This is a genomic window from Mesorhizobium carmichaelinearum (genome assembly GCF_900199455.1).
GTDB classification, from domain to species: Bacteria; Pseudomonadota; Alphaproteobacteria; order Rhizobiales; family Rhizobiaceae; genus Mesorhizobium; species Mesorhizobium carmichaelinearum.
This window is the reverse complement of the sequence record NZ_FZQR01000001.1, coordinates 234,294-257,919: the sequence shown is the minus strand read 5'-3', so window position 1 is coordinate 257,919 and position 23,626 is coordinate 234,294. Positions and strand designations below refer to the sequence as shown.

The 23,626-nt window shown below is 63.3% G+C and carries 21 protein-coding genes; 16 read left to right on the top strand and 5 right to left on the bottom strand.

Features of this window, described 5'->3' with window-relative positions:
• Nucleotides 1–38 precede the first annotated feature (38 nt).
• From CKW40_RS01105 to CKW40_RS01095, 3 genes are all read left to right on the top strand, one after another.
• Nucleotides 39–1,694, top strand: a complete 1,656-nt coding sequence (locus tag CKW40_RS01105; protein ID WP_095198108.1) for an ABC transporter substrate-binding protein — start codon at nucleotides 39–41, stop codon at nucleotides 1,692–1,694.
• 113 nt (nucleotides 1,695–1,807) lie between these two features.
• Nucleotides 1,808–4,228, top strand: a complete 2,421-nt coding sequence (locus tag CKW40_RS01100; RefSeq protein WP_095198107.1) for a GcvT family protein — start codon at nucleotides 1,808–1,810, stop codon at nucleotides 4,226–4,228.
• A 115-nt stretch (nucleotides 4,229–4,343) separates the two neighbouring features.
• Nucleotides 4,344–5,246 carry an SMP-30/gluconolactonase/LRE family protein gene (locus CKW40_RS01095; protein WP_095198106.1) on the top strand — a complete coding sequence of 301 codons (903 nt, stop codon included), beginning with the start codon at nucleotides 4,344–4,346 and terminating at the stop codon, nucleotides 5,244–5,246.
• Between the two features lie 90 nt (nucleotides 5,247–5,336).
• On the opposite strand, the gene CKW40_RS01090 is transcribed toward CKW40_RS01095, so the two are convergent.
• The 4 genes from CKW40_RS01090 to CKW40_RS01075 all read right to left on the bottom strand — a co-directional run bounded on the left by CKW40_RS01090 (nucleotide 5,337) and on the right by CKW40_RS01075 (nucleotide 9,895).
• Nucleotides 5,337–6,242, bottom strand: a complete 906-nt coding sequence (locus tag CKW40_RS01090; RefSeq protein WP_095198105.1) for an allantoinase PuuE — start codon at nucleotides 6,240–6,242, stop codon at nucleotides 5,337–5,339.
• 47 nt (nucleotides 6,243–6,289) lie between these two features.
• The gene (locus CKW40_RS01085; RefSeq protein ID WP_244571040.1) at nucleotides 6,290–7,357 is read right to left on the bottom strand and encodes a pyridoxal phosphate-dependent aminotransferase; all 1,068 of its coding nucleotides are present in this window, start codon (nucleotides 7,355–7,357) and stop codon (nucleotides 6,290–6,292) included.
• Between the two features lie 208 nt (nucleotides 7,358–7,565).
• The gene (locus CKW40_RS01080; RefSeq protein WP_095198104.1) at nucleotides 7,566–9,110 is read right to left on the bottom strand and encodes a GMC family oxidoreductase; all 1,545 of its coding nucleotides are present in this window, start codon (nucleotides 9,108–9,110) and stop codon (nucleotides 7,566–7,568) included.
• Nucleotides 9,107–9,895, bottom strand: a complete 789-nt coding sequence (locus CKW40_RS01075; protein ID WP_244571038.1) for a GntR family transcriptional regulator — start codon at nucleotides 9,893–9,895, stop codon at nucleotides 9,107–9,109. Before CKW40_RS01075 ends, CKW40_RS01080 begins: the two co-directional genes overlap by 4 nt.
• 65 nt (nucleotides 9,896–9,960) lie before the next feature.
• On the opposite strand from CKW40_RS01075, the gene CKW40_RS01070 reads away from it, so the two are divergent.
• From CKW40_RS01070 to CKW40_RS01025, 10 genes are all read left to right on the top strand, one after another.
• Nucleotides 9,961–10,797, top strand: a complete 837-nt coding sequence (locus tag CKW40_RS01070; protein ID WP_095198102.1) for a 2-(acetamidomethylene)succinate hydrolase — start codon at nucleotides 9,961–9,963, stop codon at nucleotides 10,795–10,797.
• A 41-nt stretch (nucleotides 10,798–10,838) separates the two neighbouring features.
• Nucleotides 10,839–11,978 carry an FAD-dependent oxidoreductase gene (locus CKW40_RS01065; RefSeq protein WP_095198101.1) on the top strand — a complete coding sequence of 380 codons (1,140 nt, stop codon included), beginning with the start codon at nucleotides 10,839–10,841 and terminating at the stop codon, nucleotides 11,976–11,978.
• 66 nt (nucleotides 11,979–12,044) lie between these two features.
• Nucleotides 12,045–12,635 (top strand): amino acid synthesis family protein, encoded by a 591-nt coding sequence (locus CKW40_RS01060; protein WP_010914328.1) that lies wholly within the window; start codon nucleotides 12,045–12,047, stop codon nucleotides 12,633–12,635.
• Between the two features lie 29 nt (nucleotides 12,636–12,664).
• On the top strand, nucleotides 12,665–13,123 hold the full coding sequence (locus CKW40_RS01055; protein ID WP_095198475.1) for a YbhB/YbcL family Raf kinase inhibitor-like protein: 459 nt from the start codon (nucleotides 12,665–12,667) through the stop codon (nucleotides 13,121–13,123).
• 74 nt (nucleotides 13,124–13,197) lie between these two features.
• Nucleotides 13,198–13,920 (top strand): class II aldolase/adducin family protein, encoded by a 723-nt coding sequence (locus tag CKW40_RS01050; protein ID WP_095198474.1) that lies wholly within the window; start codon nucleotides 13,198–13,200, stop codon nucleotides 13,918–13,920.
• Nucleotides 13,921–14,036: 116 nt separating this feature from the next.
• Nucleotides 14,037–15,668 (top strand): GMC family oxidoreductase, encoded by a 1,632-nt coding sequence (locus CKW40_RS01045; protein ID WP_095198473.1) that lies wholly within the window; start codon nucleotides 14,037–14,039, stop codon nucleotides 15,666–15,668.
• A complete protein-coding gene (fhmpcd1, locus tag CKW40_RS01040; RefSeq protein ID WP_095198100.1) occupies nucleotides 15,665–16,594 on the top strand; it encodes a 5-formyl-3-hydroxy-2-methylpyridine 4-carboxylate 5-dehydrogenase in 930 nt (309 codons plus the stop codon). Before CKW40_RS01045 ends, fhmpcd1 begins: the two co-directional genes overlap by 4 nt.
• A 2-nt stretch (nucleotides 16,595–16,596) precedes the next feature.
• On the top strand, nucleotides 16,597–17,430 hold the full coding sequence (locus tag CKW40_RS01035; RefSeq protein WP_095198099.1) for an ABC transporter ATP-binding protein: 834 nt from the start codon (nucleotides 16,597–16,599) through the stop codon (nucleotides 17,428–17,430).
• Nucleotides 17,427–18,242 (top strand): ABC transporter permease, encoded by an 816-nt coding sequence (locus CKW40_RS01030; RefSeq protein ID WP_095198098.1) that lies wholly within the window; start codon nucleotides 17,427–17,429, stop codon nucleotides 18,240–18,242. The genes CKW40_RS01035 and CKW40_RS01030 overlap by 4 nt, the downstream gene beginning before the upstream one ends.
• Nucleotides 18,243–18,279: 37 nt before the next feature.
• Nucleotides 18,280–19,290 (top strand): ABC transporter substrate-binding protein, encoded by a 1,011-nt coding sequence (locus CKW40_RS01025; protein ID WP_095198097.1) that lies wholly within the window; start codon nucleotides 18,280–18,282, stop codon nucleotides 19,288–19,290.
• Nucleotides 19,291–19,328: 38 nt separating this feature from the next.
• Here CKW40_RS01025 and CKW40_RS01020 read toward each other — a convergent pair whose 3' ends face one another.
• On the bottom strand, nucleotides 19,329–19,754 hold the full coding sequence (locus CKW40_RS01020; protein WP_095198472.1) for a hypothetical protein: 426 nt from the start codon (nucleotides 19,752–19,754) through the stop codon (nucleotides 19,329–19,331).
• A 101-nt stretch (nucleotides 19,755–19,855) separates the two neighbouring features.
• Between CKW40_RS01020 and CKW40_RS01015 the strand changes: the two genes are divergently transcribed.
• From CKW40_RS01015 to CKW40_RS01005, 3 genes are all read left to right on the top strand, one after another.
• Entirely contained in the window at nucleotides 19,856–20,884 is a 1,029-nt protein-coding gene (locus CKW40_RS01015; protein WP_095198096.1) for a putative B6 ABC transporter substrate-binding protein, read from the top strand.
• 77 nt (nucleotides 20,885–20,961) lie between these two features.
• A complete protein-coding gene (locus CKW40_RS01010) occupies nucleotides 20,962–22,530 on the top strand; it encodes a putative B6 ABC transporter ATP-binding protein (RefSeq protein WP_095198095.1) in 1,569 nt (522 codons plus the stop codon).
• On the top strand, nucleotides 22,527–23,624 hold the full coding sequence (locus CKW40_RS01005; RefSeq protein ID WP_095198094.1) for a putative B6 ABC transporter permease subunit 2: 1,098 nt from the start codon (nucleotides 22,527–22,529) through the stop codon (nucleotides 23,622–23,624). The genes CKW40_RS01010 and CKW40_RS01005 overlap by 4 nt, the downstream gene beginning before the upstream one ends.
• Nucleotides 23,625–23,626 lie beyond the last annotated feature (2 nt).

Sequence of the window (23,626 nt, the reverse complement as noted above, 5' to 3'; positions counted from 1 at the left end):
AATGTAACGGGCGGAAAGCCCTGAACCGGAGAACAACGATGACAATGTTCAAGAGCAACGGTGATCGCGTCCCGGCGGTCATCGAAAGCTACGCAGCCGAAGTCAAAAGCGGCAGGATGGATCGCCGCGAATTCCTGGCCATGGCAAGCGCGATGGGCGCTTCCACGGCATTCGCCTATTCGATGGCCGGCATCGCCCCGGCCAAGGCCGCGGCGATCGTGCCCGGCAAGAAGGGCGGCATCCTCAAGATGCAGATGATCATCAAGGACATGAAGGATCCGCGCTCCTGGGATTGGTCCGAGATCGCCAACGTCATGCGCCAGTGCAACGACTACATGATCCGCTACACCACCGACTTCACCTTCGAGGGCCATCTCATCGAGAGCTGGGAAGTCAGCGACGACGCCACCGAGTACACGCTGCATCTGCGCAAGGGCGTGAAGTGGTCGAACGGCGACGACTTCAACGCCGACGACATCGTGCACAACATCGAACGCTGGTGCGACAAGGCGGCCGAAGGCAATTCGATGGCCGGGCGCATGAGCTCCCTGATCGATCCCGCCACCAAGAAAGCCGCAGCCGGCGCCATCACCAAGGTCGACGACCACACGGTGAAGCTGAAATGCCATCAGTCCGACGTCACCATCATTCCGGGCTTTTCCGATTATCCGGCGGTCATCGTCCATCGCGACTTCGACAAGAACGGCGCCGACATGCTCAAGACGCCCGGCACCGGTCCCTATGAGCTGATCTCGTACAAGGTCGGCGAGTCGGCCTCGGTGCGGCGGCGCAAGGACTTCACCTGGTTCGGCGGCGAACCTTACCTCGATGGCGTCGACTGGACCGACTACGGATCGGACGCCTCTAACCCCGCCATCGGAAGCGCCTTCGAGGCCGGCGAGATCGACTGCAACTATCAGACCGTGGGCGGCACGGTCGATCTCTATGACGGCATGGGCCTGGTCAAGGAGCAGGTGGTCACCGCCGGCACCATCGTGCTGCGCACCAACGTGACCAACAAGCCGTATGACGACAAACGCGTGCGCAACGCCATCCAGCTCACGGTCGACAACGAGACGGTGCTGAAGCTCGGCTACAGCGGCCTCGGGCAGGTCGCGGAAAACCACCATGTCTGCCCGATCCATCCGGAATATTATGCGCTGCCGAAAGTGCCGCGCGATCTCGCAAAGGCCAAGGCGCTGATGGCCGAGGCCGGCCAGACGGATCACGAGTTCGAGCTGATCTCCTACGATGCGGACTATGTGAAGGACCCGGCCGACGTCGTCGCCGCGCAGATGCGCGAGGCCGGTTTCAAGGTCAAGCGCACCATCATTCCGGGCTCGTCGTTCTGGAACGACTGGACGAAATATCCGTGGTCGACCACCGACTGGGGCATGCGGCCGCTCGGCGTCCAGGTGCTGGCGATCGCCTATCGCAGCGGTGAGGCCTGGAACGAGTCAGGCTACGCCAATCCGGAGTTCGACAAGAAGCTCAACGCGGCGCTCGCCGTGGCGGACGTCGACAAGCGCAAGGAACTGATGAAGGACGTCGAGTTCATGCTGCAGGACTCAGGCATCCTCATCCAGGCGTTCTGGCGTTCGCTCTACCGGCACCACGCGACCTATGTGAAGAACCTCGGCATGCATCAGACATTCGAACTGCAACTGGATAAGGTCTGGCTCGACAAGGCATAAGCCGGGCCGGTCACTGCAAATATCTCAGGGGCGCATGTTGCGCCCCTGACCTCGCCGGGCGACTGCGATTGAATCAAACGCAGGGATAAAGTCGCCGAACAAAGGGAAGAAACATGCGTACCCATGCACAAGCCGTCGTCATCGGCGGTGGTCTGATCGGCTGCTCGATCCTCTATCACCTTGCCAAGTTCGGCTGGACGGATGTGGTCCTGCTGGAGCGCAGCGAACTGACCTCCGGCTCAACTTGGCATGCGGCGGCCAACATCCATGGCCTGCATGATTCCACCAACATCAGCCGCCTCCAGCATTACACCATGGCGCTCTACAAGGAGCTGGAGGCCGAGACCGGCCAGGGCTGCGGCATCTTTCAGCCGGGCTCGCTCTATCTCGCCCAGACCGAGGCGCGCGAGCATCAGCTGCGGCTCCAGGAAGCCAAGGCGCGGCGCTACAAGATGAATTTCTACGAAGTCGCCCGTGACGAGGCGGAGCGGCTGCACCCGCTGGTCGATTTCGACGGCATACGCTGCATCATGTACGAGCCGGAAGGCGGCAATGTCGATCCGTCCGGCGTCACCGCTGCCTACGCCGCCGGCGCGCGCCAGCGCGGCGCCGAGATCCATCGCTTCACGCCGGTCACCGCGACCGAGGCGCAACGCGACGGCAACTGGATCGTGCGCACGCCAAAGGGCGACATCCACACGCAATGGGTGGTCAACGCCGCCGGCCTGTGGGGCAGGGAGGTCGCCGCGATGGCTGGCCTGCAACTGCCGCTGATCCCGACCGAGCACCAGTATTTCGTTACCGAGACCATTCCGGAAATCGCCGCCATGGGCCGCCGCTTGCCCTCGGTCGCCGATCGCGACGGCGAGTACTATCTGCGCCAGGAAGGCCTTGGGCTGCTCATCGGCGCCTACGAGCGCAAGATGAAGTTCTGGGCCGAGGACGGCACGCCGCTGGATTTCGGCCACGAACTGTTTCCCGACGATCTCGACCGTATAGAGGAGAACATGCTGCGCGCGATCGCGCGCGTCCCGGCCGTCGGCACCGCCGGCGTCAAGAAGGTGATCAACGGACCGATGATCTGGTCGCCGGACAGCGCGGTTCTGTTCGGGCCGGTGCCCGAACTCAGCAACTATTTCTGCTGCAACGGCATCATTCCCGGCTTCTCGCAGTCAGGCGGCATGGGCAAGCTGGCGGCCGAGTGGATGATCGAGGGCGAGCCTTCACTCGACATGTTTGCCTGGGACATGGCGCGCTTCGGCCACTGGGCCGGCAAGGCCTTCACCAAGGCCCGCGTGCAGGACCAGTACAGTCACCGCTTCAAGATCCATTTCCCCAACGAGGAACGCGCCGCCGGACGGCCCGTGCGGACCAGGCCTGCCTATGAAATGCAGAAGGGGATGAACGCCGTTTTCGGCCTCAATTTCGGCTGGGAGCACCCGCTGTGGTTCGCCGCCGAGGGCGAGCCGCACGAGGAGACGATCGGCTTCACGCGCCAGAACTGGTGGGGACCGGTGGGCCGTGAGGCGCGCATGCTGCGCAAACGGGCCGGCATCATCGACATCTCCAATTTCGCCAAATACGAGGTCAAGGGTCCTGGCGCCGAGACCTGGCTCAACGCGCTGTTCGCCAACCGCATGCCGACAAAGATCGGCCGCTCCTGCCTCACGCCGCTGATCGGCAAGCGCGGCGGCATTGCCGGCGACTTCACCGTGACCAGGCTCGCCGACGACGAATTCATGGTCATCGGCTCCGGCATGGCCGAGCGCTTCCACCAAAGGTTCTTCAAGGCCGTCCCGTTGCCCGAGGGCACGACCTTCCGCTCGCGCACCGAGGACCTCTGCGGCTTCAACGTGGCGGGCCCAAGTTCGCGCGACCTGCTGCAGCGCCTGACCAATGCGGATCTGTCGAACGAGGCATTCCCCTTCATGCAGTCGCGCCGGATCGCCGTCGCCGGTATCGATGTGGTGGCGCTCAGGGTGTCCTTCACCGGCGACCTTGGCTGGGAACTGCATTGCAAGGCCGCCGATCAGGTCGAGCTCTACGACGCGCTGCTCAAGGCCGGCAACGAGGTCGGCGCCGGACCGGTCGGATCGCGCGCGCTGATGTCGCTGCGTGTCGAAAAGGGTTACGGCAGCTGGAGCCGCGAATACTCGCCCGAATATTGGCCGCAGGAGGTCAAGTTCGACAACCTTGTCAAAATGGATAAGGGCGCGTTCTTCAACCGCGACGCCTACGCCGCCATCGCCGAAAAACCGGCCCGCGACGAACTCATCATGCTGTCGATCGACGCCAGGGATGCCGACGCGACCGGCGGCGAGCCGATCTTCCTCACCGACGGCACGCCGATCGGCCAGGTCTCCTCAGGCGCCTACGGCTATTTCGTCGAGCAGTCCCTGGCGCTCGGCTATGTCAAGGCGGGCTCCGCCAGGGCCGGCGACAAGGTCTCTGTCGCCATATTGGGAAGGCCGCATGAGGCGATCCTGCTGCCGCATCCGCCATTCGACCCCGAGGGCAAGCGGCTGCGCTCGTAGAGGCTGAGCCAATCCGTCCATCCGGCGAACCAACTGACGAAAACCGTAGCCGGCCGGAGGTGCCGGCGAAGCTGAACGAGGAAGATTTCGACCACCTGAAAACAAGGGGAATCGCATGATCAAACGGCATCTGCTGGGCACCATGTTTGCCCTGGCCCTCGCATCCTCCGCGCATGCGGGAGACGTCAAGGTCATCAATGAAGACGCGTGGTTCGCCGAAGGTCCGATCTGGTATCAGGACAAGCTCTTCTACGTCGAATATGGCCGCGGCACGGTGACCGTGTGGGACGGCAAGAAGAACGAAATCTTCTGGAAGATGGACGGCTGTGGCCCTTCAGCGGTGTTGCCGACGACCACTGGCGAGTTTCTTGTCACCTGCTACGACAGCAACTCGATCGGCCGCATCTCCGCCGACGGCAAGACGCTGCCGGCCTATGACAAGGACACGGACGGCAATCCGTTCAGCGGACCGAATGACTTCGCGCCCGACAAGGATGGTGGCATTTATTTCACCGGGTCCGGCAAGGGCGGACCGCTGATCGATGCCTCGGCCTACTACATCGGCAAGGACGGCAGCGTGAGGAAGGTCGCCGGCGACCTGCACAATGCCAATGGCCTCGTCATGTCGAACGACGGGAAAATCCTCTACCTGGTCGAGACCGAGGACAACAGGATCATCGAGTTCGACGTCCAGGGCGACCACAGCCTGAGCAACCGCCGTGTCTTCCTGCGCCTCGATGACCTGTTCCCGAACCAGCCGCATATCTGGCCTGACGGCATCAAGATGGACAAGGCCGGCGAGATGTATATCGGCCAGAGCCCGCGCTCGCTCGACGCGCCAGGCAAGATCATCGTCGTCGACAAGGACGCGAAGCTGCTGCGCACTCTTTCGGTGCCGTCGCCATCCATGCCGAACTTCGCCTTCGGACCCGACGAGAAAGAGCTCTACGTGATGGCGCTCGACCAGATCGATGCGGCACCCTGGCACGGCAAGGTCTACGAGGTTCCGAACAAGTAGGGTGCTGCCGGCGGCCAGAGCAATTCCAGGAAAAGTGTGAAGCGGTTTTCCGTCCGGAATTGCGTCAAAACAATGCCGCCGGACGGCTCCTCAGCCGCCGAACCGGTCCAGCCAATGTTGGGCAAGGTCGGAGCGGCGGCAGATCCAGATGTCCGGATTGGCCTTGATCTTGTCGAGGAAGCGGGCGAGCCCGATCATGCGGCCGGGCCGGGCTGCCAGCCGGCAGTGCAGCGACACGGTCATCATGCGGGGCGTATGCCCGCCTTCGGCCAGCAGCCAGTCCACCCCATCGCTGACATATTCGAGGAACTGGCTGCCTGTCTCCAAGCCTGAACCGCGCGAGAACCGGCTGTCATTGTTGTCGAAGCTGTGCGGGACGACCAGGTGCCGCTTGGCATCGACGTCGACAAAGTAGGGCAGGTCGTCATTGTAGTCGTCGCAATCGAACAGGAAGCCGCCGTGCTCCACCACCAGCCGGCGCGTGTTGAGGCTGGGCCGGCCGGTGTACCAGCCGAGTGGACGGATGCCTGTCAGGCGCTGGACGGAGTCCACGGTCATCGCGATATGCTTGCGCTCCTCGGCCTCGCTCAGCGGCGCGTAATCGATCCAGCGCCAGCCATGGCAGACGATGTCGCTGCCAAGGGCCGCGATCGCCTTGCCAGCCGCCGGATTGAGTTCCAGCGCTCGTCCGACGACGTAGAAGGTCGGGATGATGCCCTTATCCTGGAACAGCGAAGCCAGCCGCCAGATGCCGACGCGTGAGCCGTATTCGTAGAGCGATTCCATGTTGCGGTTGCGCAGGCCCGGCACCGCCGGGGATACGGCAAGGTCCGACAGGATCGCCTCGGAGACGCCGTCGCCTTCGCCGATGCTGTATTCGGCGCCTTCCTCATAGTTGACGACGATGTTGAGCGCCAGCTTGGCGCCGCCGGGCCACTCAGCGGCCGGAGGCTTGTCGCCATAGCCGATAAAGTCACGGACGGGCAGGTACGGCATTCTCAAATCTCCTCAGGATGCGGTCGCAAAACATGCGGCCGCCGGATCTATTTACCGCGCATGTCGATCAGTATGCGCAGTGCCCGATCCATCATCTCCTGCGGACCGACCGTCGCGCGCAACCAGTCCGTGAGGCCGTAACCGCCCAGGCTCCGCACGATGATATCGGCGCCGCGCAAGGTTCTCTCGGCTGCCTCCGCGGCGGCTGCGCTGGAGAAGCCAATCAGCACGAAATTCGTCCGGCTTTCGGGAACATGGTAGCCGGCAGACCGCAGATCATGCGCAAACCGATCGCGGATCACGGCCGTGCGGGCGATCGTTTCGCGCATATAGGCCTGGTCCTGCACGGCCGCGACGGCCATTGCGAGGCTCGGCGTCGTGACCTGGTTCGAATTCTGCATCTTGCGCACTTGCGCCCCGACCGAAGGCGCAAACAAGCCCCAGCCGACGCGCGCCCCGGCCAGGCCATAAGCCTTGGACAGGGTTCGCAACACCACGGTATCGCCGCGCGCGACAAGCGCAAAGATCGGTCCGGGGTCCTGGTCGTCGAATTCGCCATAGGCCTGATCGATCACCAGCAGCACGTCCGGCCGCAACGCCGCGCGCAGCCGCAGCAGCTCGCTGTTGCCGATACGGGTGCCGGTCGGATTGCCCGGATTGCAGACGAAAACGATACGCGTTGCGGGCGTGACGGCAGCCAGGATGCTGTCGATCGAAACGGTGAAATCGTGCTCTTCTGCCTTGACGTAGACCGCACCAACGCGCGCGGCGGCGGATGCGGCGAAATTATAGGCGTAGGCAGTGCCCAGCACCTCATCGCCTGGCCCCGCAAACGCCGCGACGGTGCAACTGATCAGGTCCATCGAACCGGCGCCGCACAAGATCAGGCTGCGCTCGACCCCATAGGCCTGCGCGATCGCCTCGCGCAGTGCCGTCCAATCCGGGTCGGGATAGAGATGGCTGCTGGCAATCGCGTCCTGGCCAGCGGCGATCGCCCTGGGGCTGGGCGGAAAGGCGCTTTCATTCTGAGCAAGCGTCGGCCGGTCATAGCCGCCGAAATTCGCGAGGGCGAAGGCAGACATGGCCTCGATATGGGCGGCTGCTTTCAGGGGCACGGCGCATCCATCAGGATTTGGATGTCGATCATCACGCGCACCACCTTTTGTCGGACCGGCTCATGGGCAAGCTACAATCCGCCAGCGTGTTCACAAGCAAAAACTAACCGCGCAATGGCTCCGAAATTCTGGCCCTTGTTGGGATCGTCCGCGCAAGAGCGAAGAATCCATCGACGAGTGGACTGGTCAAGAATACCAGCCCTTCGGGTCAGGATTGCAGGATTTCCCGGTACCGTCGGGCGAAGGTCTCGGCGATCGCGAGCACCGCGGCATGAATCGGTCCCGCGGTGAGGTTGGGCATGATCGACGCGTCCACGACAAAAAGATTGTCGAGCGCCTTGAGCCGTAGATTTGCATCGACGACGGCGTCCGGATCCTTACCCATCCTGCAAGTGCCGCAGGGGTGATGGTGTGTGATGACCGACCGCGCGATGAAGTCGTCCATCTCGGCCACGCTGCGCAGGGTGCCTGGCAGGAGTTCGCGCTCTCGCCAGTCGGCGAGCTCATCTCTATGCCCGATTGTCCGTGCCGCCTCGAGTGCCCTACGAAAAAGCGCGCGGTCCCGACCAGTTTGCAGGTATGCCGGGTCGATGATCAGGGGATCACCGAGCTCAGGCCCGCTTATGCGAACGCTGCCGCGGCTCGTCGGATGGGTGATGCCGAACAGCAGCGAGTAGGCCGTGCCGGCGGCAGGTGCCTGGAAGCATTCGGACACGATCGGCGCGATGCCGCAACCAACGACTATTTCGGGCTGCCCGGTCGCGGCGAAGTCGTCGGCGCGCATATAGGCCATCGACTCCGAATGTTGCAGGCGCGATGGCGGCACCGGCTTGCGGGCCGCATAAAGGTTGCCGGCACCAAGCAGGTGGTCCTGAAGGTTTCGACCGATCTCAGGCATATCGATCAGGCAGCCAACGCCCGCGGCATCGAGCATATCGCGCGGACCGATGCCCGAACGCATCAGCAAAGCCGGACTTTCCAGCGCTCCGGCACAAAGGACAACTTGATCCGCAAAGATTTCGACCGAACCCTGTCGCCCGACGACCTCGAGGCTGCGGACCTGATTGCCCTCCAAATTGAGCCGCCGCACCCGGGATCCGGTCAGGATGGTCAGGTTTTCGCGGCCACGAACTGCCCCGGTGAGCCAGGCGTCCGCCACAGTGACTCGCCGCCCGTCGCGAATGTTCAAGGAGTTCGGAGTGACGCCGATCATCGCTCCGCTGTTATGGCCCTCAAGGCGAGGCAGACCCAACGATGCGCCCGCCTCGATGAAGGCGCGAGCAACCGGACTGACTTCGTCCGCTGGCAAATGGATCGGCAGCGGCCCGCTTTTGCCGTGGATGCCGTCGCCACCAAGCGGGTGGTCTTCGATAGCCTGGAAAACGGACAGCAGTTCATCCCAGCCCCAGCGGCGATCCCCGGTCGCGTCGACCCAGGCCTGGAAGTCTGAGGGATGACCGCGCATGTAGCCCATCGCGTGCAGGCAGCTCGATCCGCCGATCAAGCGCCCGCGCGCCCAATGATGCACCCGCCCGGCGGTGCCGGCTTGCGGCTCCGTGCGATAGTCCCAATCGTAGCTGCGGCCCTGAAGCGCCGGCCAGGCAGCGGGGTTCCAGATGTCGGGGTCCGTCGCCTCTTCGCCTGCCTCGATCAGCAGAACGCGCCTGTCCGGATCTTCACTCAGTCGCGCGGCAAGCAAGCTGCCGGCCGACCCACCGCCGACGATGACGATATCGCAATTCGGAGAACTCAAATCCCGTTGTCCATGGAAATCTTGGCTGCCGCTTTTGCCCTCAAGACGTGGTGCTTCGAGGCTTTGCGGGCGGCTTTCTCGTCGCCGGCGGCGATGGATTCGAATATCTCCCTCATCTCCGCCAGGCTGCTTTGTGCTCTGCCCTCCAGGGACATCGACCGTCCTCGAAAGAAGCTGATCCTGGCCACCAGACCGCGATGGACTTCCTCCAGGATCGGATTGCCGCAATTCGCCAGTATGATCGAATAGAAGTCCGCGGCGGTCATGACCTGCGCCAGGCTGTCATTGCTGGATGCCGCCTCTTCGAATGCGGAAAGAGATTTCTCAAGTTCACGCAACTGCTCAGGCGAAATCCTCAACGCGCATCGTCCCGCCGCCTCGACCTCCAACAACTCTCGAACCTCGTAGATGGCGGTTGCCACCTCCCACGAAAGTGCCGGTACCGACGGCCCGCGGTTGGGTACGATCTCGATCAGGCGCTCGGCCTCAAGACTGCGCAAAGCCTCCCTCAGCGAGGGGCGGCTGATGCCGAGTTGTGTGCACAGTTGACTTTCGATGAGGCGGCTTCCCGGTTGGAACAATCCGGAGAAGATCGCCAGCCGTAACTTGTCGACGGTCTCCCGTTGCACGGTCCGAGGCGAAATTCGCAAATTCAAATCTGGGGGCATCGACAACGTCTCATGGGCTTTTGAGTCGCAAGCTGAAGCAGCATACGCCACGCCGTTGGAATTTGACAGCAGGATGGCCAGATTGTCAAATCTGAAGATTGCAAGAATGTCAGACAATCTTCTTGACGCCACCCCGGTCTATATGATCCTTTTGCAGGAGACGGGCAGCGGAGGCGAGGATCATGGACATGGCGGCGGACGTACCTTCCGACCACATCATTTCGCGCCGCGTCGACATTGGCCGCATCACCTTGAACGTGCGCGAGAAGGGCAACGGCCCGTTGATGCTGTTCTTCCACGGCATAACCTCCAACTCCGCCGTCTTCGAGCCGTTGATGGCCCGGCTCTCGGATCGGTTTACGACGATTGCGGTTGACCAGAGGGGGCATGGCCGCAGCGACAAACCGGAAACCGGCTATGAGGCGAATGACTACGCTGACGACATCGCCGGCCTGATACGCAAGCTCGATCGCGGCCACGCCGTCCTCGTAGGACATTCGCTCGGTGCTAGAAACTCGGTCACGGCCGCGGCGAAATACCCGGATTTGGTGCGGTCGGTCATCGCAATCGACTTTACGCCGTATATCGAGACCGAAGCGCTGGACGCGCTGGAGGCGCGAGTGAATGCGGGGAGCCAGCTTTTCGAGGATGTCGGGGCTGTCGAAGCATATCTCGCCGGCCGCTATCCGAATATTCCCGCCGACGCCATCAGGATCAGGGCTGAGAGTGGCTATCAGCCGGTCGACGGCGGATTGCGTCCATTGGCCTCGCCCGCGGCCATGGCGCAGACCGCGAAGGGCCTGCGAGCGGACCTGGTGCCGGCCTACCGCGATGTGACCAAGCCAGTCCTCATCGTTCGGGGCGAGACGAGCAAGTTGGTGTCGGCAGCTGCGCTGGCGAAGACAAGCCGGCTGCGGCCTGATCTGCCGGTCGTCGTCGTTCCGGGCGCCGACCATTACGTCAACGAGGTGTCTCCCGAGATCACGTTGAAAGCCATCACCAACTTCATAGACGCCTGACGGCCAAGCGCCGTCTTCTTGTACGCAGCAGGATCCAGAAAATGGCCAACGTAAACAGAACTCCGGGCAAAACGCGTCGTGCCGAGGTCGCCGGTGGCGGCTTTGCCGGCCTGACAGCCGCCATCGCTCTCAGGCAGAACGGCTGGGATGTCAGGCTGCACGAAAAGAGCTCGGAGCTGCGGGCATTCGGCGCGGGCATCTATCTCTGGCACAATGGCCTTCGCGTGCTCGAAGGGCTGGGCGCCTTGGACGATGTTCTCCAGGGCTCGCACACGCCGCCGACCTACGAGACCTGGATGCATAACAAGTCGGTTTCCAAGGAGACGTTCAACGGTCTGCCCTGGCGCATCATGACCCGCAGCCACCTGCACGATGCCCTGGTCAACCGGGCCCGTGCCCTGGGTGTCGACATAAGCGTCAATTCCGAAGCCGTCGCCGCCGATCCGGAGGGACGGCTGACACTTCAGAGCGGCGAGGTTCTCGAAGCCGATCTGATCGTCGGTGCCGATGGCGTTGGCTCCAAGGTGAGGGATTCCATCGGCTTCAAACAGGATCGCTGGGTTTCGAAGGATGGTCTCATCCGGCTGATTGTCCCGCGCATGAAGAAAGAGCTCGGTCATGGCGAGTGGGACAACACCATCGACATGTGGAACTTCTGGCCGCGCGTCCAGCGCATTCTCTACTCGCCCTGCAATGAGAACGAGCTCTATCTCGGCTTGATGGCTCCGGCCGCCGATCCCCGCGGATCAAGCGTGCCGATCGATCTCGAAGTCTGGGTCGAGATGTTCCCTTTCCTGGAGCCATGCCTGATCGAGGCCGCCAAGCTGAAAACCGCTAGGTACGACAAGTACGAAACGACCAAACTGGATAGCTGGACAAGGGGCAAGGTCGCCCTTGTGGGAGACGCCGCGCATGCCATGTGCCCGGCGCTTGCCCAGGGCGCCGGTTGCGCGATGGTCAACGCCTTCAGCCTGTCGCAGGACCTGGAGGAAGGCTCTTCGGTCGAGGATGCGCTCGTCGCGTGGGAGACGCGCATTCGCCCGATCACGGATCGCTGCCAGGCCCTGTCTGGCGACTATGCGGCGAACCGTTCGCTCTCGAAGGGAAACATGTTCACGCCGGCGGCGCTGGAAGCTGCCCGCTACGACCCGCTGCGCCGTGTCTACTCATGGCCGCAGTAGCGTCGGACAAGCCGGCCAAGGAATTAATCGGCGCATGCGGAAGCGCGCGCCCTTCAGGAGATAAAGATGAACTATTCCAGTGAAGTCGAACGAGATTATGATGTCAGGGGATGGTACTCCTCGGTCCAGGAAAGCCGGCATGACGGCGGCACACCTGGCGAAACCCTCGTCAAAGTCGCGACGGGCGTTGTCATACGCAATCCCTTCGCCGGAAAGTTCGTCGCCGAACTGTCTGATCTGACCAATCCGAGTGCTGCGATCGGTCATGCGCTCGGCGAGCGGGCCGTGGCGCTGCTCGGCAACAGGCCGGTCGAAAGCTATGGCAAGGGCGGTATCGCGGGTACGTCAGGCGAACAGGAACATGTCGTCGCCTGCATCACCACGGTATTCGGAGATCCGCTGCGCCAGCAGGTGGGTGGCGGCAAGGCCTGGATCTCGTCGGTCAGCAAGGTCGCCGTCGCCGGCACGACCATCGATATCCCGCTTGCCCACAAGGACGAGCTCTACATCCGTTCCCACTATGATGCCGTCACCTTTTCCGTGCCGGATGCCCCGCGCCCGGACGAGCTTTTGATCTGCGTCGCCGTCGCATCGGGTCCGCGCGTGCATCAGCGCGTCGGGGGCAAGTCCGTCGCCGATCTCAAGGCCGGCGTCTAGTTCGATCGAAATTGCTGAAGGACGAATTCATGCCCCTGAACATCAAGGACCTCAAAATTACGTCAGCGGATTTCAAGCCGCTCGGCAAATTGCGCGACGAACACGCCGGCGACAAGGGCAACGTGTTGCCCAAGCTTACCGTCAGCGGCGTCCCGGCAGGGACGAAAGAGCTCGCGGTCATCTGCCACGATCCGGACGCGCCGCTCGCCAACGGTTTCACGCATTGGGTGGTCTACGGCATCGATCCGTCGACCACGGACCTTTCGGACGCGCAGGAGAAGTTCCGCGTCGGCCCCAACGGCGCCGGCGGCAAGCAATATTACGGGCCTCAGCCGCCCGCTGGTCATGGAGAGCATCACTACTATTTCTGGGTCTATGCCCTGGACACGAAGGTCGAGGGGACGCCCACCCGGGAAGAGTTCCTGCAGAAATATGCCGGCAATATCATCGAGCAGAACCGGATCGTCGGCATCTACGAAAACAAGTGAAATCCGCGGCCCGGTGACCGACAACAACAACAACAAAAATGGTCACCATCGCCGCGCAATGGGAGAATTTGGAAATGACAGACAACAGCCCAGCGCGCCAGAAGGTCTTCGAGGAGCTCGTCACGGCGACGAAGATACTTCTGAACGAAGGTATCCTGGATACGTTCGGGCATATCAGTGCCCGTGATCCCGAGGATCCCGAAAGCTTCTTCCTGGCGCAGAAGCTTGCTCCAAGCCTGATAACGACCGGCGACATGCAGCGTTTCAACCTCGACGGCGAGACCTCGGACAACCGGCCGTCCTACCTGGAGCGCTACATCCACAGCGAGATCTACAAGGCACGGCCGGACGTCCAGTGCGTGCTCCACAGCCATTCGCCGGCTGTCCTGCCCTATTGCTTCACCGACCAGCCGTTGCGGCCTGTGACCCATATGGGGGCTTTCCTCGGCGACGCCGTCCCGGTCTACGAGATACGCGACAAGCAGGGAGACGCTACCGATCTCTTTGGTGGCAGCCGGAGCGTCTGTGCGGACATCGCTGAAAGCCTCGGGAACTATCCCGTCGTGCTCATGGCGCGGCACGGCGTCGTCAATGTCGGCAGTTCTGTCCGACAGGTGGTGTTCCGGGCTTTCTATCTTGAACAGGAGGCGGCAGCGCAGACAGCCGGCCTGCGGATCGGCACGATCAAGTATCTGTCGCCGGGCGAAATCAAGGCCGCGGGAAATCTCGTCGGCGCCCAGATCGACCGTGGATGGGATCACTGGTCGCAGCGCCTCAGGGAAGCGGGCCTGGCCTAGGGTCCGCGGGTGTTTGAACATACCCGGGAGACCTTGGTCCTGGCCCCGGTTTTCCAGGCTCGATCGCAATGGGTTCCCTGACGCCAAGGCGTCAGACGAAGGCAATGAAACGCACCATGCTGCACGCTGAAAGCTACGATTACATCATTGTTGGGGCCGGATCGGCCGGTTGCGTGCTCGCCAACCGGCTGAGCGCCGACCCGAAATGTTCGGTGCTGTTGCTGGAAGCCGGCGGCTGGGACCGCGATCCCATGATCCATATACCGCTTGGCTGGGGCAAGATCCTGACCGAGCGTCGCCATGACTGGATGTATTTCTGCGAGCCGGAAGACAATGTCGGCGGACGCAAGGTCGAGTGCGCGCGCGGCAAGGTTGTCGGCGGATCCTCGTCGACCAACGCCATGGCCTATGTGCGGGGCAATCGCGGGGACTACGATCGTTGGGCAGCCACTGGGCTCAGCGACTGGTCATACGACAAGGTGCTGCCGTATTTCCGCAAGCAGGAAAGCTGGGAAGGCGGCGAGAACCAGTATCGTGGTGGCAAGGGCCCGGTCAGCACCCAGTTCTGCCGCTACAAGGACACGCTGATCGATGCTTTTGCGCAAGCCAGCGTGCAGGCCGGTTACGAGCAGACGAAAGATTATAATGGCGAGCGGCAGGAAGGGTTTGGCCGCCTCCAGATGACGATTTCAAAAGGCCGGCGCGCCTCGACCGCGACAGCCTATCTGCGGCCGGCGCTGAAGCGGCCCAATCTGACCGTTCTGACGGAAGCAAGCGCTGCGAAGATCGTGCTGGAGGGTGCGCGCGCCACCGGCGTTACCATCAATCATCGCGGCGGCGAACGCACGGTTCTCGCCCGCAGGGAAGTGCTGCTTTCCGGCGGTGTGATCAACACGCCGCAACTCATGATGCTGTCGGGCATAGGGGCGCAGGATGAGCTTGCCGCCCACGGCATCCAGACGCGGGTCAACCTGCCGGCGGTCGGCAAGAACCTGCAGGATCACGTCTCGGTCATCCTCATGTACCGTCGCCGGGCTCCGGGTGGCCCGTTCCTGCGCAACATGCGTGCCGATCGGATCGGGCTCGATTTCGTCAAGACCTACCTGACGGGACGCGGTTTTTCCGGCGATGTGCCCGGCGGCGTCGTCGCCTTCCTGAAGAGCGGTCCGGCGCGACCGTTGCCGGATGTGCAACTGCTGTTCACGGCGGCGCCGCTCGCCGCATGGCCCTATTTCAAGCCGTTCAAGGCGCCGTTTGCGGACGGCTTCGCCACGCGGATCGTGGCCACGCAGCCCGAGAGCCGGGGCGCGGTGAAACTGGCGTCGGCCGATCCTTCCGCGGCACCCCTGATCCACCAGAATTTCCTCGCTTCGCCGAAGGATTGGGAGTCGCTGCGCGCCGGCTTCCGGGTGGCGCGCGATCTCGCCGCGCAGCCCTCCATGCAGCCCTTCATCGAGGCGGAATTCTTTCCCGGTCCGAAGTGCCAGAGCGACGACGAGATCGACGAGCATATCCGCAAGACCTCCATCACCGTGCATCATCCGGCCGGGACCTGCCGGATGGGGGCCGATGCGGCCTCGGTCGTCGACCCGCAATTGCGCGTGCGCGGCGTCGAGGGCCTCAGAGTGGTGGACGCGTCCGTGATGCCCGACCTGGTCTGCGGAAACATCAATGCGGCGGTGATCATGATTGCCGAGAAGGCTGCCGACCTCATCGCCAGTTCGAAAGAAAGCAGGGCAGTGTCATGATCCAACGTATCGCCATCATCGGCATGGGCACGATGGGTCCGGGCATGGCCGCGCGCCTCGCCAGGGGCGGCCTTCAGGTCGTCGCCTACGACGTTGCCCCGGCAGCGATCGAGCGCGCGCGAACTATGCTGGGCGTGGCCGAGACCGTTCTCGACTCCCTGGGCATCGCGCCGCCGCCGGCCGGCGCCGGAACGGTTCGCTTCACCGATGACATCGGCGATGCCGTATCCGGCGCTGATCTCGTCATCGAGAACGTTCCTGAAAACATTTCGGTCAAGGCCGATGTCTATAGCACGATCGACGGCCTGATTGCCTCGGACACGATCGTCGCGTCCGACACGTCGGGTATCCCGATCACCAAGCTGCAGGTGCATATCTCGCATCCCGAGCGGATGGTGGGCATGCACTGGTCGAACCCGCCGCACATCATCCCGATGATCGAGGTGATCGCCGGCGAGAACACCGCGCCGCAGACCGTGGCTGTCATCCGCGACCTGATCCGCTCGATCGGCCTGCTGCCGGTGGTGGTGAAGAAGGATGTCCCCGGCTTCGTCGAGAACCGCGTGCTCTATGCGCTGCTGCGCGAGGCGGTCGACCTTGTCGAGCGCGGCGTCATCGATCCGGAAGATCTCGACACCTGCGTGTCCTGGGGCATCGGCTACAAGATCGCCGTGATCGGACCGATGGCGCTGCTCGATATGGCGGGGCTGGATATTTACAAATCCGTCTCCTCCTTCCTCAACGCCGATCTCTCCAATCGCGACGATGTCGCGCCCATGGTTCTGGAAAAGACCAACGCGTCGAAGTTCGGCATCAAGTCGGGCGAGGGCATGTTCTCCTACACACCCGAGCAGACCAAGGCACTGCAAAGTGAGCGCGCGCGCAAACTCGTTGCGGTGCGGCGTATCCTGGAGGGCCGGGAGTAGCCATGCGCATGGAACCCATTCGAGCAGCAGGCGGCCGGCCAGCCCATATCCGCCACGATGACGACCTGATCTCGGTCAAAGGCGTTTCGGTCGTCATGGCCAGGCAACTTGTGCTGCAGAACATCGATCTTGCGATACCGAAGGGGTCGTTCGTCTCCCTCATCGGCCCTTCCGGTTGCGGCAAGAGCACCTTGCTCAAGGTCCTGGCCGGACTTGTCAATCCGACGAGCGGCAGTGTTTCGATTGCCGGGCTTTCGCCGGTCGAGGCGGCGCGCAAGCGCATGATCGGCCTCGTCTTCCAGGACGCCAATTTGCTTCCCTGGAAGAATGCCGTCGACAATGCATCGATGCTGCTTGGCATCGCCGACAGATCGCTTTCGCGCGCCGATTTGCGGGCACGCGGGCAGGAGATGCTGGAACTGGTGGGGCTGGGCGACAGCGCCCACAAGCGCCCCAACGAATTGTCCGGCGGCATGCGCCAGCGCGTCGCCATCGCGCGGGCCCTGGCGCTCGATCCGGCGGTGCTGCTGATGGACGAGCCGTTCGGCGCGCTCGACGCGATTACCCGCGACCAGATGGGCCAGTCGCTGCTGGATATCTGGCAGCGGACCGGCAAGACCATCGTGCTGGTCACCCATTCGATAGACGAAGCCATCCACCTGTCGCGCCATGTCCACGTGATGGGGATCAAGCCGGGGCGGATCACCGAGAGCCTCGACATTGGTCTGCCCTATCCGCGCGACCTGTCGGTGACGGAAGATCCGGAATTCGTCAGGCTGGTGGTTCAGCTGCGGGTGATGCTGCGCGCCAGCCATCAACCGGGAGGCGCATCATGAGCGATCAACCCATCACCAATCTCTCCGAGCCCCGGTCTGCCTCCAACTGGGCCGCGGCGACAGGCAGCTGGCTGCCGGCGGTCATCCTCCTGCTGGCGACGATCATCGTGTGGGAAGCCGTGGTGCGGCTTTTCGCCATCTCCGCCTTCATCATTCCCGCCCCGTCCGAGATCGCGCAATCGCTGGTCGCGCAATGGGCAACGCTGATGCAGGCGACGCTGGTGACGGCGGGCGAGATCCTGTTCGGATTCCTCGTCTCTGTCGTGGTCGGCATTGCCATTGCGCTGGTCATCGTGCGCTTCGACTGGCTGGGGCGAGCGCTTTATCCGCTGGTGGTGCTGTTCCAGAACGTGCCCAAGGTGGCACTGGCGCCGATCTTCATCCTCTGGTTCGGCTACGGGCTCGCGCCCAAGATCGGCCTGATCCTGGTCATCGCCTTCTTCCCGGTGACCCTGTCGATGCTGGCGGGCATGCAGTCGGTCGACCGCTCGCTGCTGTCGCTGATGAATTCGGTCGGCGCCAGCCGCACGCAGATCCTGTTCAGGATCCGTGTTCCGCATTCGCTGCCGAACCTGATGGCCGGAACCAAGATCGCCGCGACGCTCAGCGTCATCGGCGCCATCGTCGGCGAATTCGCGGGCGCTTCGGACGGGCTCGGCTACGTCATCCAGTTCGCCTCGACCCAGCTCGACACCGCGCTGGTCTTCGCGGCCCTGCTCCTCGTTTCGGTGCTGGGCATCGCCTTCTACTACGCAGCCGAAATTCTCGAACGCATTATCGTGCCATGGGCACCGAAATTCAGTCACGCCTAGGGTCCCTAGGACAGTCAACGACAGGAAGGATCGATCAATGCTGAGACGCTCACTCATCAAGGCGGCCACGCTTGCAGCTTTTGCCGGCGCGCTTGGTTTCTCCGGCGCAGCACTGGCGGCGGACAAGGTCAGCGTCCAGCTCGACTGGGTGGTGCGCGGCAACCATGCCATGTTCTTCGTCGGCAAGGAAAAGGGCTTCTTCGCCAAGAACGACATCGACTTGGCCGAGATCCGCAAGGGTTCCGGCTCGCCGGACGCGATGCGGCTGGTGGGCAACGGCAACGCGGATTTCGGGTTCGGCGATCTTCCCACGCTTGCCGTCGCACGGTCGCAGAATGTCCCGGTCGTGGCGCTGGCCGCCGTCAACCAGCACTCGCCGCTGGCGATCATCTCGCTGGCCAAGACGGTGAAGCTCGCCGAGCCGGCCAATCTCAAAGGGCTCACCATCGGCATTCATCCCGCCGGTTCGACCTACATCTTCTTCAAGGGCTTCCTGGCGGCCAATGGCCTGACGGAGAAGGACATGACGCTGAACAGCGTCTCGCCGCCCTATGAAAGCTATCTGCTTCTGGGCCGCGTCCAGACGGTGGTCGGCTATGTCGACGCCGAGGTCCCCGAACTGGAGGCCAAGGCCGGCGGTCCCGGTTCGCTCAGCATGATGATGGGTTCGGACCATGGCTGGAAGGCCTATGGCTCTGGCCTGTTTACCTCTCAGGCTATGATCAAGGACAAGCCCGAAATCGTCGCCCGCTTCGTCAAGGCATACAGGGAAGCTTTCGACTATGTCGTTGCCCACCCCGAAGAGGCCGCCGAGATCACGGCCAAGGCCGCACCCGGTTATGCCGACAAGAAGGATGTGCTGCTGGCGCAGATCAACGCCGACATCGCGTCGACCTTCATCAGCCCCGACACCAAGGAACACGGCCTCGGCTGGATGACCAAGACGCAGTGGGAGGAGACGCTGAAGACGCTCACCGATCAGGGCGTGCTCAAGACGGCTCTCTCGGCGGACGATGTCTTCAACGACACGTTCCTGGCAAAGAAATAGGAGGTGCTGAGGTGTTGGGCAGGCAAGTCGATGAGCGCCTACCGGCAGACCAGACTGTCCTGCCCCGCAACGCAGGTCACGGCGCGTTCGCCTTTCGCCGCGTCGGTGCGGTCGAGCGTGATCTGCGCGCGTGTGGCGTATGCGCGACCCGCCAGGCCGCACCACAGCCGCTCGACGGGCAGGTTCTCGCGCTTGTCGTTGAGGATCGTGAACGTGCCCGTCTTGGGATCGAACCAGAGTTCGAGGCGGGCGCTCTTGCCCGGCTCGACCGTCGCGATCCCGGCCGAATACCAGTGGGCGAAGTCGGCATTGCAGGACAGCCCTTCATTGCCCGCATTCGAAATCGTCAACGGCACCATGTCGAGGCCGTCGGTGCCCTTGCGGACGATGACATAGTGCAACTCAACCGCGTTGGCGAAGGATGTGAACGCCAGCATCACCGGAAGGACATAACGAATCTTCACTTTGCCCGATCTCCATGGGTAGATTTTCATCGGGCAGTCTATCTCGCTTTTGCGCAATAACAATAAGAATATTGATTGGAAAATCAAACAGAGAGGGTAACATGTTAAAGCTTCTTAAGAGCAGTGTAAGTGCAGTTATATTTAGCGGTGTCTTGCTGAGCGGCGCGCTTGCCGGCGAAGTCAAGTCGATCGCCATCCTGACACCCGAAGAAGGCACCGACTACGGCTGGAACCAGCAAGGCATCGATGCCGCCAAGGCGGCGGGCAAGGCTGCCGGCGTCGAAGTGGTGGTGGCCCAGGGGCTCGGCTATGGCGACGTTCGCCCGACCTTGCGCGAGCTTGCATCCGATGGCGCCAGCCTGCTGATCGCCCACGCCAGCGGTTACAACACCTCGGCGCCTGAAATCGCCAAGGAATTGAAGGTTCCGGTGGCGATCGTCGACACGCCGAACGGCCTGGAGAAGGGCCTCGTCGCCGACTACACGCTGAGCGGTCACCAGGGCGCCTATCTCGCCGGCCGTCTTGCCGCCAAGATGTCGCGTTCCAAGTCGGTCGGCATCGTCGTCTCGGGCGAACCGCCATCATGGAATTCGCAGTCGGCGGCTTTCGCCCAAGGCGTGAAGGCGGAAAACCCGGACGTCAAGATCACCTATGCGGTGATCGGACCCGCCGCCTACAGCGATGCGGCCGGCGGCAAGCGCGTCACCGAAAGCGTGATCGCGTCGGGCGCCGACATCATCTTCGGCCAGGGCAACGGTTCGAGTTTCGGCATGCTGCAGGCAGTCGAGACGACCAAGGCAGCGGACGGCGGCAAGGTCTATTTCATCGACGTCATCGGTGACAAGTCGCCGATCGACAAGGGCTTCCTGCTGTCGTCGGTGGTGTGGAACATCGAGCCGGTCTATGCGGCGATGATCGCCGACCTGAAGGCCGACACGTTCGGCACCAAACATTATACGATCGGCCTCAAGGACGACTCGGTGAAGCTGCTGAAGACCGCTGCCATTCCCGACAATGTCTGGACGGACATCCAGGCGCTGCGCGAAGACGTCATCTCCGGCAAGATCAAGGTCGATCCGGTCTATGACGCGGCCGCCGTCAGGGCATTGATGACCAGCGTCGCCCAGTAAGGCGATCACGGTCAGCTGCCGGAGGGGTGACCCGTTCACCTCTCCGGCAGATTCCCGATTTTTGGTGCAGGGCTTTCATGAGCGGTTCTTCTTCATCGTCCGTTGCCGGGCGCGACATCGTCGCGCTTGAAGGCGTGACCAAACGGTTTCCCGGCATCGTCGCCAATGACAGCGTCGACCTGTCGATCCGCCCGGGCGAGGTGCATGTTCTGCTGGGCGAGAACGGTGCGGGAAAATCGACCTTGATCGGCATGCTGTCGGGACTGCAGCAGCCGGACGAGGGACGCATACTGGTCGATGGCAAGCCGACGCCGATCACCTCGCCGCGCCATGCGCTGGCGCTCGGCATCGGCACCGTCTTCCAGCACATGATGCTGGTGCCGACGCTGACGGTGGCGGAAAACCTGTTGCTTGGCGGACCGTGGTGGCAGCGCCCCAGGACCGAAGAACTGGCGGCGCGTGTCGCCGAGATCACCAGCACGCTCGGCATCACCGTCAAGCTGCATGCCAAGGTGTCGGAGCTTTCGCTCGGCGAGCAGCAGCAGGTCGAAATCCTGCGCGCCATGGTGCGCAACAGCCGGCTGCTGATCCTCGACGAGTCCACCTCGATGCTGACGCCGAAAGGCATCGACGAACTGGGCGCGCTGATGCGCCGCCTTGTCGAGCAGGGCCTGGCGATCGTCTTCATCACCCACAAGCTCAAGGAGGCGGCGGCCTTCGGCGACCGCATCTCGGTGCTGAAGCTCGGCCGCAAGGTTGGCGAGATTCCACCCGAGCGGTTTCGCGCGCTGGACGAACAGGCGATCATCTCCGAGATCGTGGAATTGATGTTCGGCAAGCAGAAAGACGATCCGGAAGCGGTCGAGCGGCCGGTCCGCACAGTCCGCGCCGAAGCGGCCCCGCTGCTTCAGGTCACGGATCTGGCGGTCGCGCCGACGGACAATGCGCCCGGCCTGTCGTCGATCTCCTTCGACATCCGACCGGGCGAGATTCTCGGCATCGCCGGCATCGACGGCAACGGCCAGAAGCAGCTGGCGGAAGCGCTGGCCGGCCAGCGTGCGGCGACCGGCGGGTCGGTGCGGCTGGAGGGCGTTGCCATCGAGGCGCTAAGCGTCGGCGAACGCCGTCGGCGCGGCCTTCGCTACCTGACCGACGACCGGTTGGGCGAGGGCACGGTCGGCACTTTCCCGGTGTCGATCAACTTCTTCCTCAAGCAGGTTGGCGCGGCGCCCTTCTGGCGCGGCGGCGTCGAGCAGCGCGGCGAGATCGACAAGCGCGCCGCCGAACTCGTGCGCGAATACGATGTGCGCACGCCAAGCCTGAAGACCCCGGTCGCCCGGCTGTCCGGCGGCAACATTCAGAAAGTGCTTCTGGCACGCGAGCTGGCTGAGGGCGCCAAGGTGGTGATCTTCAACAAGCCGACCTACGGGCTCGATCTCGCCAACACTTTGGCCTCGCGCCAGCGCATCCGCGATACCGCGGCCCGCGGCCTTGCCGTGCTCTTGATCTCCACCGACCTCGAGGAGTTGCTCAGCATGTGCGACCGCGTCGCCGTCATCGCCAACGGAGCGCTGGTCGGCACCGTCGAGAACACCGACGACGCCCGCACCAGGATCGGCCGCCTGATGATCGGACTTGCCGCATGAGCATCGACACCGCACCCACGGCCAGTGCCACAGCGCTCGATGCCACGAGCGCGGCAACGACGCGCCGCGACATCCTGCATCGGTTGCTGATGACGCTCGGCCCGATCCTCATCGCTCTCGTCATCGCCGGCTGCATCCTGCTTGCCGTCGGCGTCGACCCACTCGCCTATTACGGCTTCGTGCTGGAGAAAGGGCTGTTCTCGCCGCTCGGTATCCAGCAGACGCTGACGCGGATGGCGCCGCTGCTGTTTCTTGCCGCCGGCCTGATCGTCGCCTTTCGCGCCGGCATGTGGAATCTCGGCGGCGACGGCCAGTTCCTGCTCGGTGCGGTGACGGCGGCCGCCAGCGCTCCGGTGTTGGTGGAGATCTTGCCGGCTTGGCTGGCGCTCATCTGCTCGTTCCTGATCGCCATGGTCGTGGCCATGATCTGGTCGCTGGTGCCGGCTCTGCTGCGCGCCTATCAGGGCGTCAACGAGATTATCACCACGCTGATGATGACGTTTCTCGGCACCTCGCTCGCCAATGTGCTGGTCAAACTGGCATTTCGCGATCCCACCACGACCGTGCCGCAGACCCGCACGCTGCCGGTGGAAGACCGGCTGCCGCGCCTGTTCGAAACCACCATCACCAGTGGCCTGCTGCTTGGGCTGGCGGCGATCATTATCGTGCATCTGGTGATGACGCGCACGGCGTTCGGCTTGAAGCTGAGGATCGTCGGCGCCAATCCGCGCGCGGCGGTCCATGCGGGGCTCGGCGTCCCTGGCCTGACCATCGCCGTCTTTGCGATTTCGGCGGGGCTTGCCGGCCTGGCCGGCGCCGTCGACATCATCGGCGTCCAGGGCAATGTCCGTGCCGACTGGAACCCCGCCTACGGGCTGGCGGTGATCCCCGCCGTGTTTCTCGCCCGCATGAACGGCTTCGCGGCCATCGGTTTCGTGTTCCTGCTTTCGGTGCTGTCGATCGGCGGCGAGAGCGCGGCACGGCGGCTCGGCGTGCCCAATCATTTCACGCTGGTGCTGGTTTCCATCGTGCTGATCGTGCTCGCGCTCGCCGAATATTTCGATCATCGATACAACCAGTCGCGGAGGGCTTGAGG

Bases quoted from the DNA above. Each gene is read 5' to 3' on its own strand.
- CKW40_RS01005 (WP_095198094.1), top strand. From the start codon at position 22,527: ATGAGCATCGACACCGCACCCACGGCCAGTGCCACAGCGCTCGATGCC.
- CKW40_RS01025 (WP_095198097.1), top strand. From the start codon at position 18,280: ATGCTGAGACGCTCACTCATCAAGGCGGCCACGCTTGCAGCTTTTGCC.
- CKW40_RS01050 (WP_095198474.1), top strand. From the start codon at position 13,198: ATGACAGACAACAGCCCAGCGCGCCAGAAGGTCTTCGAGGAGCTCGTC.
- CKW40_RS01100 (WP_095198107.1), top strand. From the start codon at position 1,808: ATGCGTACCCATGCACAAGCCGTCGTCATCGGCGGTGGTCTGATCGGC.
- CKW40_RS01090 (WP_095198105.1), bottom strand. From the start codon at position 6,242: ATGCCGTACCTGCCCGTCCGTGACTTTATCGGCTATGGCGACAAGCCT.
- CKW40_RS01105 (WP_095198108.1), top strand. From the start codon at position 39: ATGACAATGTTCAAGAGCAACGGTGATCGCGTCCCGGCGGTCATCGAA.
- CKW40_RS01095 (WP_095198106.1), top strand. From the start codon at position 4,344: ATGATCAAACGGCATCTGCTGGGCACCATGTTTGCCCTGGCCCTCGCA.
- fhmpcd1 (WP_095198100.1), top strand. From the start codon at position 15,665: ATGATCCAACGTATCGCCATCATCGGCATGGGCACGATGGGTCCGGGC.
- CKW40_RS01070 (WP_095198102.1), top strand. From the start codon at position 9,961: ATGGACATGGCGGCGGACGTACCTTCCGACCACATCATTTCGCGCCGC.
- CKW40_RS01055 (WP_095198475.1), top strand. From the start codon at position 12,665: ATGCCCCTGAACATCAAGGACCTCAAAATTACGTCAGCGGATTTCAAG.
- CKW40_RS01060 (WP_010914328.1), top strand. From the start codon at position 12,045: ATGAACTATTCCAGTGAAGTCGAACGAGATTATGATGTCAGGGGATGG.
- CKW40_RS01045 (WP_095198473.1), top strand. From the start codon at position 14,037: ATGCTGCACGCTGAAAGCTACGATTACATCATTGTTGGGGCCGGATCG.
- CKW40_RS01015 (WP_095198096.1), top strand. From the start codon at position 19,856: ATGTTAAAGCTTCTTAAGAGCAGTGTAAGTGCAGTTATATTTAGCGGT.
- CKW40_RS01030 (WP_095198098.1), top strand. From the start codon at position 17,427: ATGAGCGATCAACCCATCACCAATCTCTCCGAGCCCCGGTCTGCCTCC.
- CKW40_RS01065 (WP_095198101.1), top strand. From the start codon at position 10,839: ATGGCCAACGTAAACAGAACTCCGGGCAAAACGCGTCGTGCCGAGGTC.
- CKW40_RS01035 (WP_095198099.1), top strand. From the start codon at position 16,597: ATGCGCATGGAACCCATTCGAGCAGCAGGCGGCCGGCCAGCCCATATC.
- CKW40_RS01010 (WP_095198095.1), top strand. From the start codon at position 20,962: ATGAGCGGTTCTTCTTCATCGTCCGTTGCCGGGCGCGACATCGTCGCG.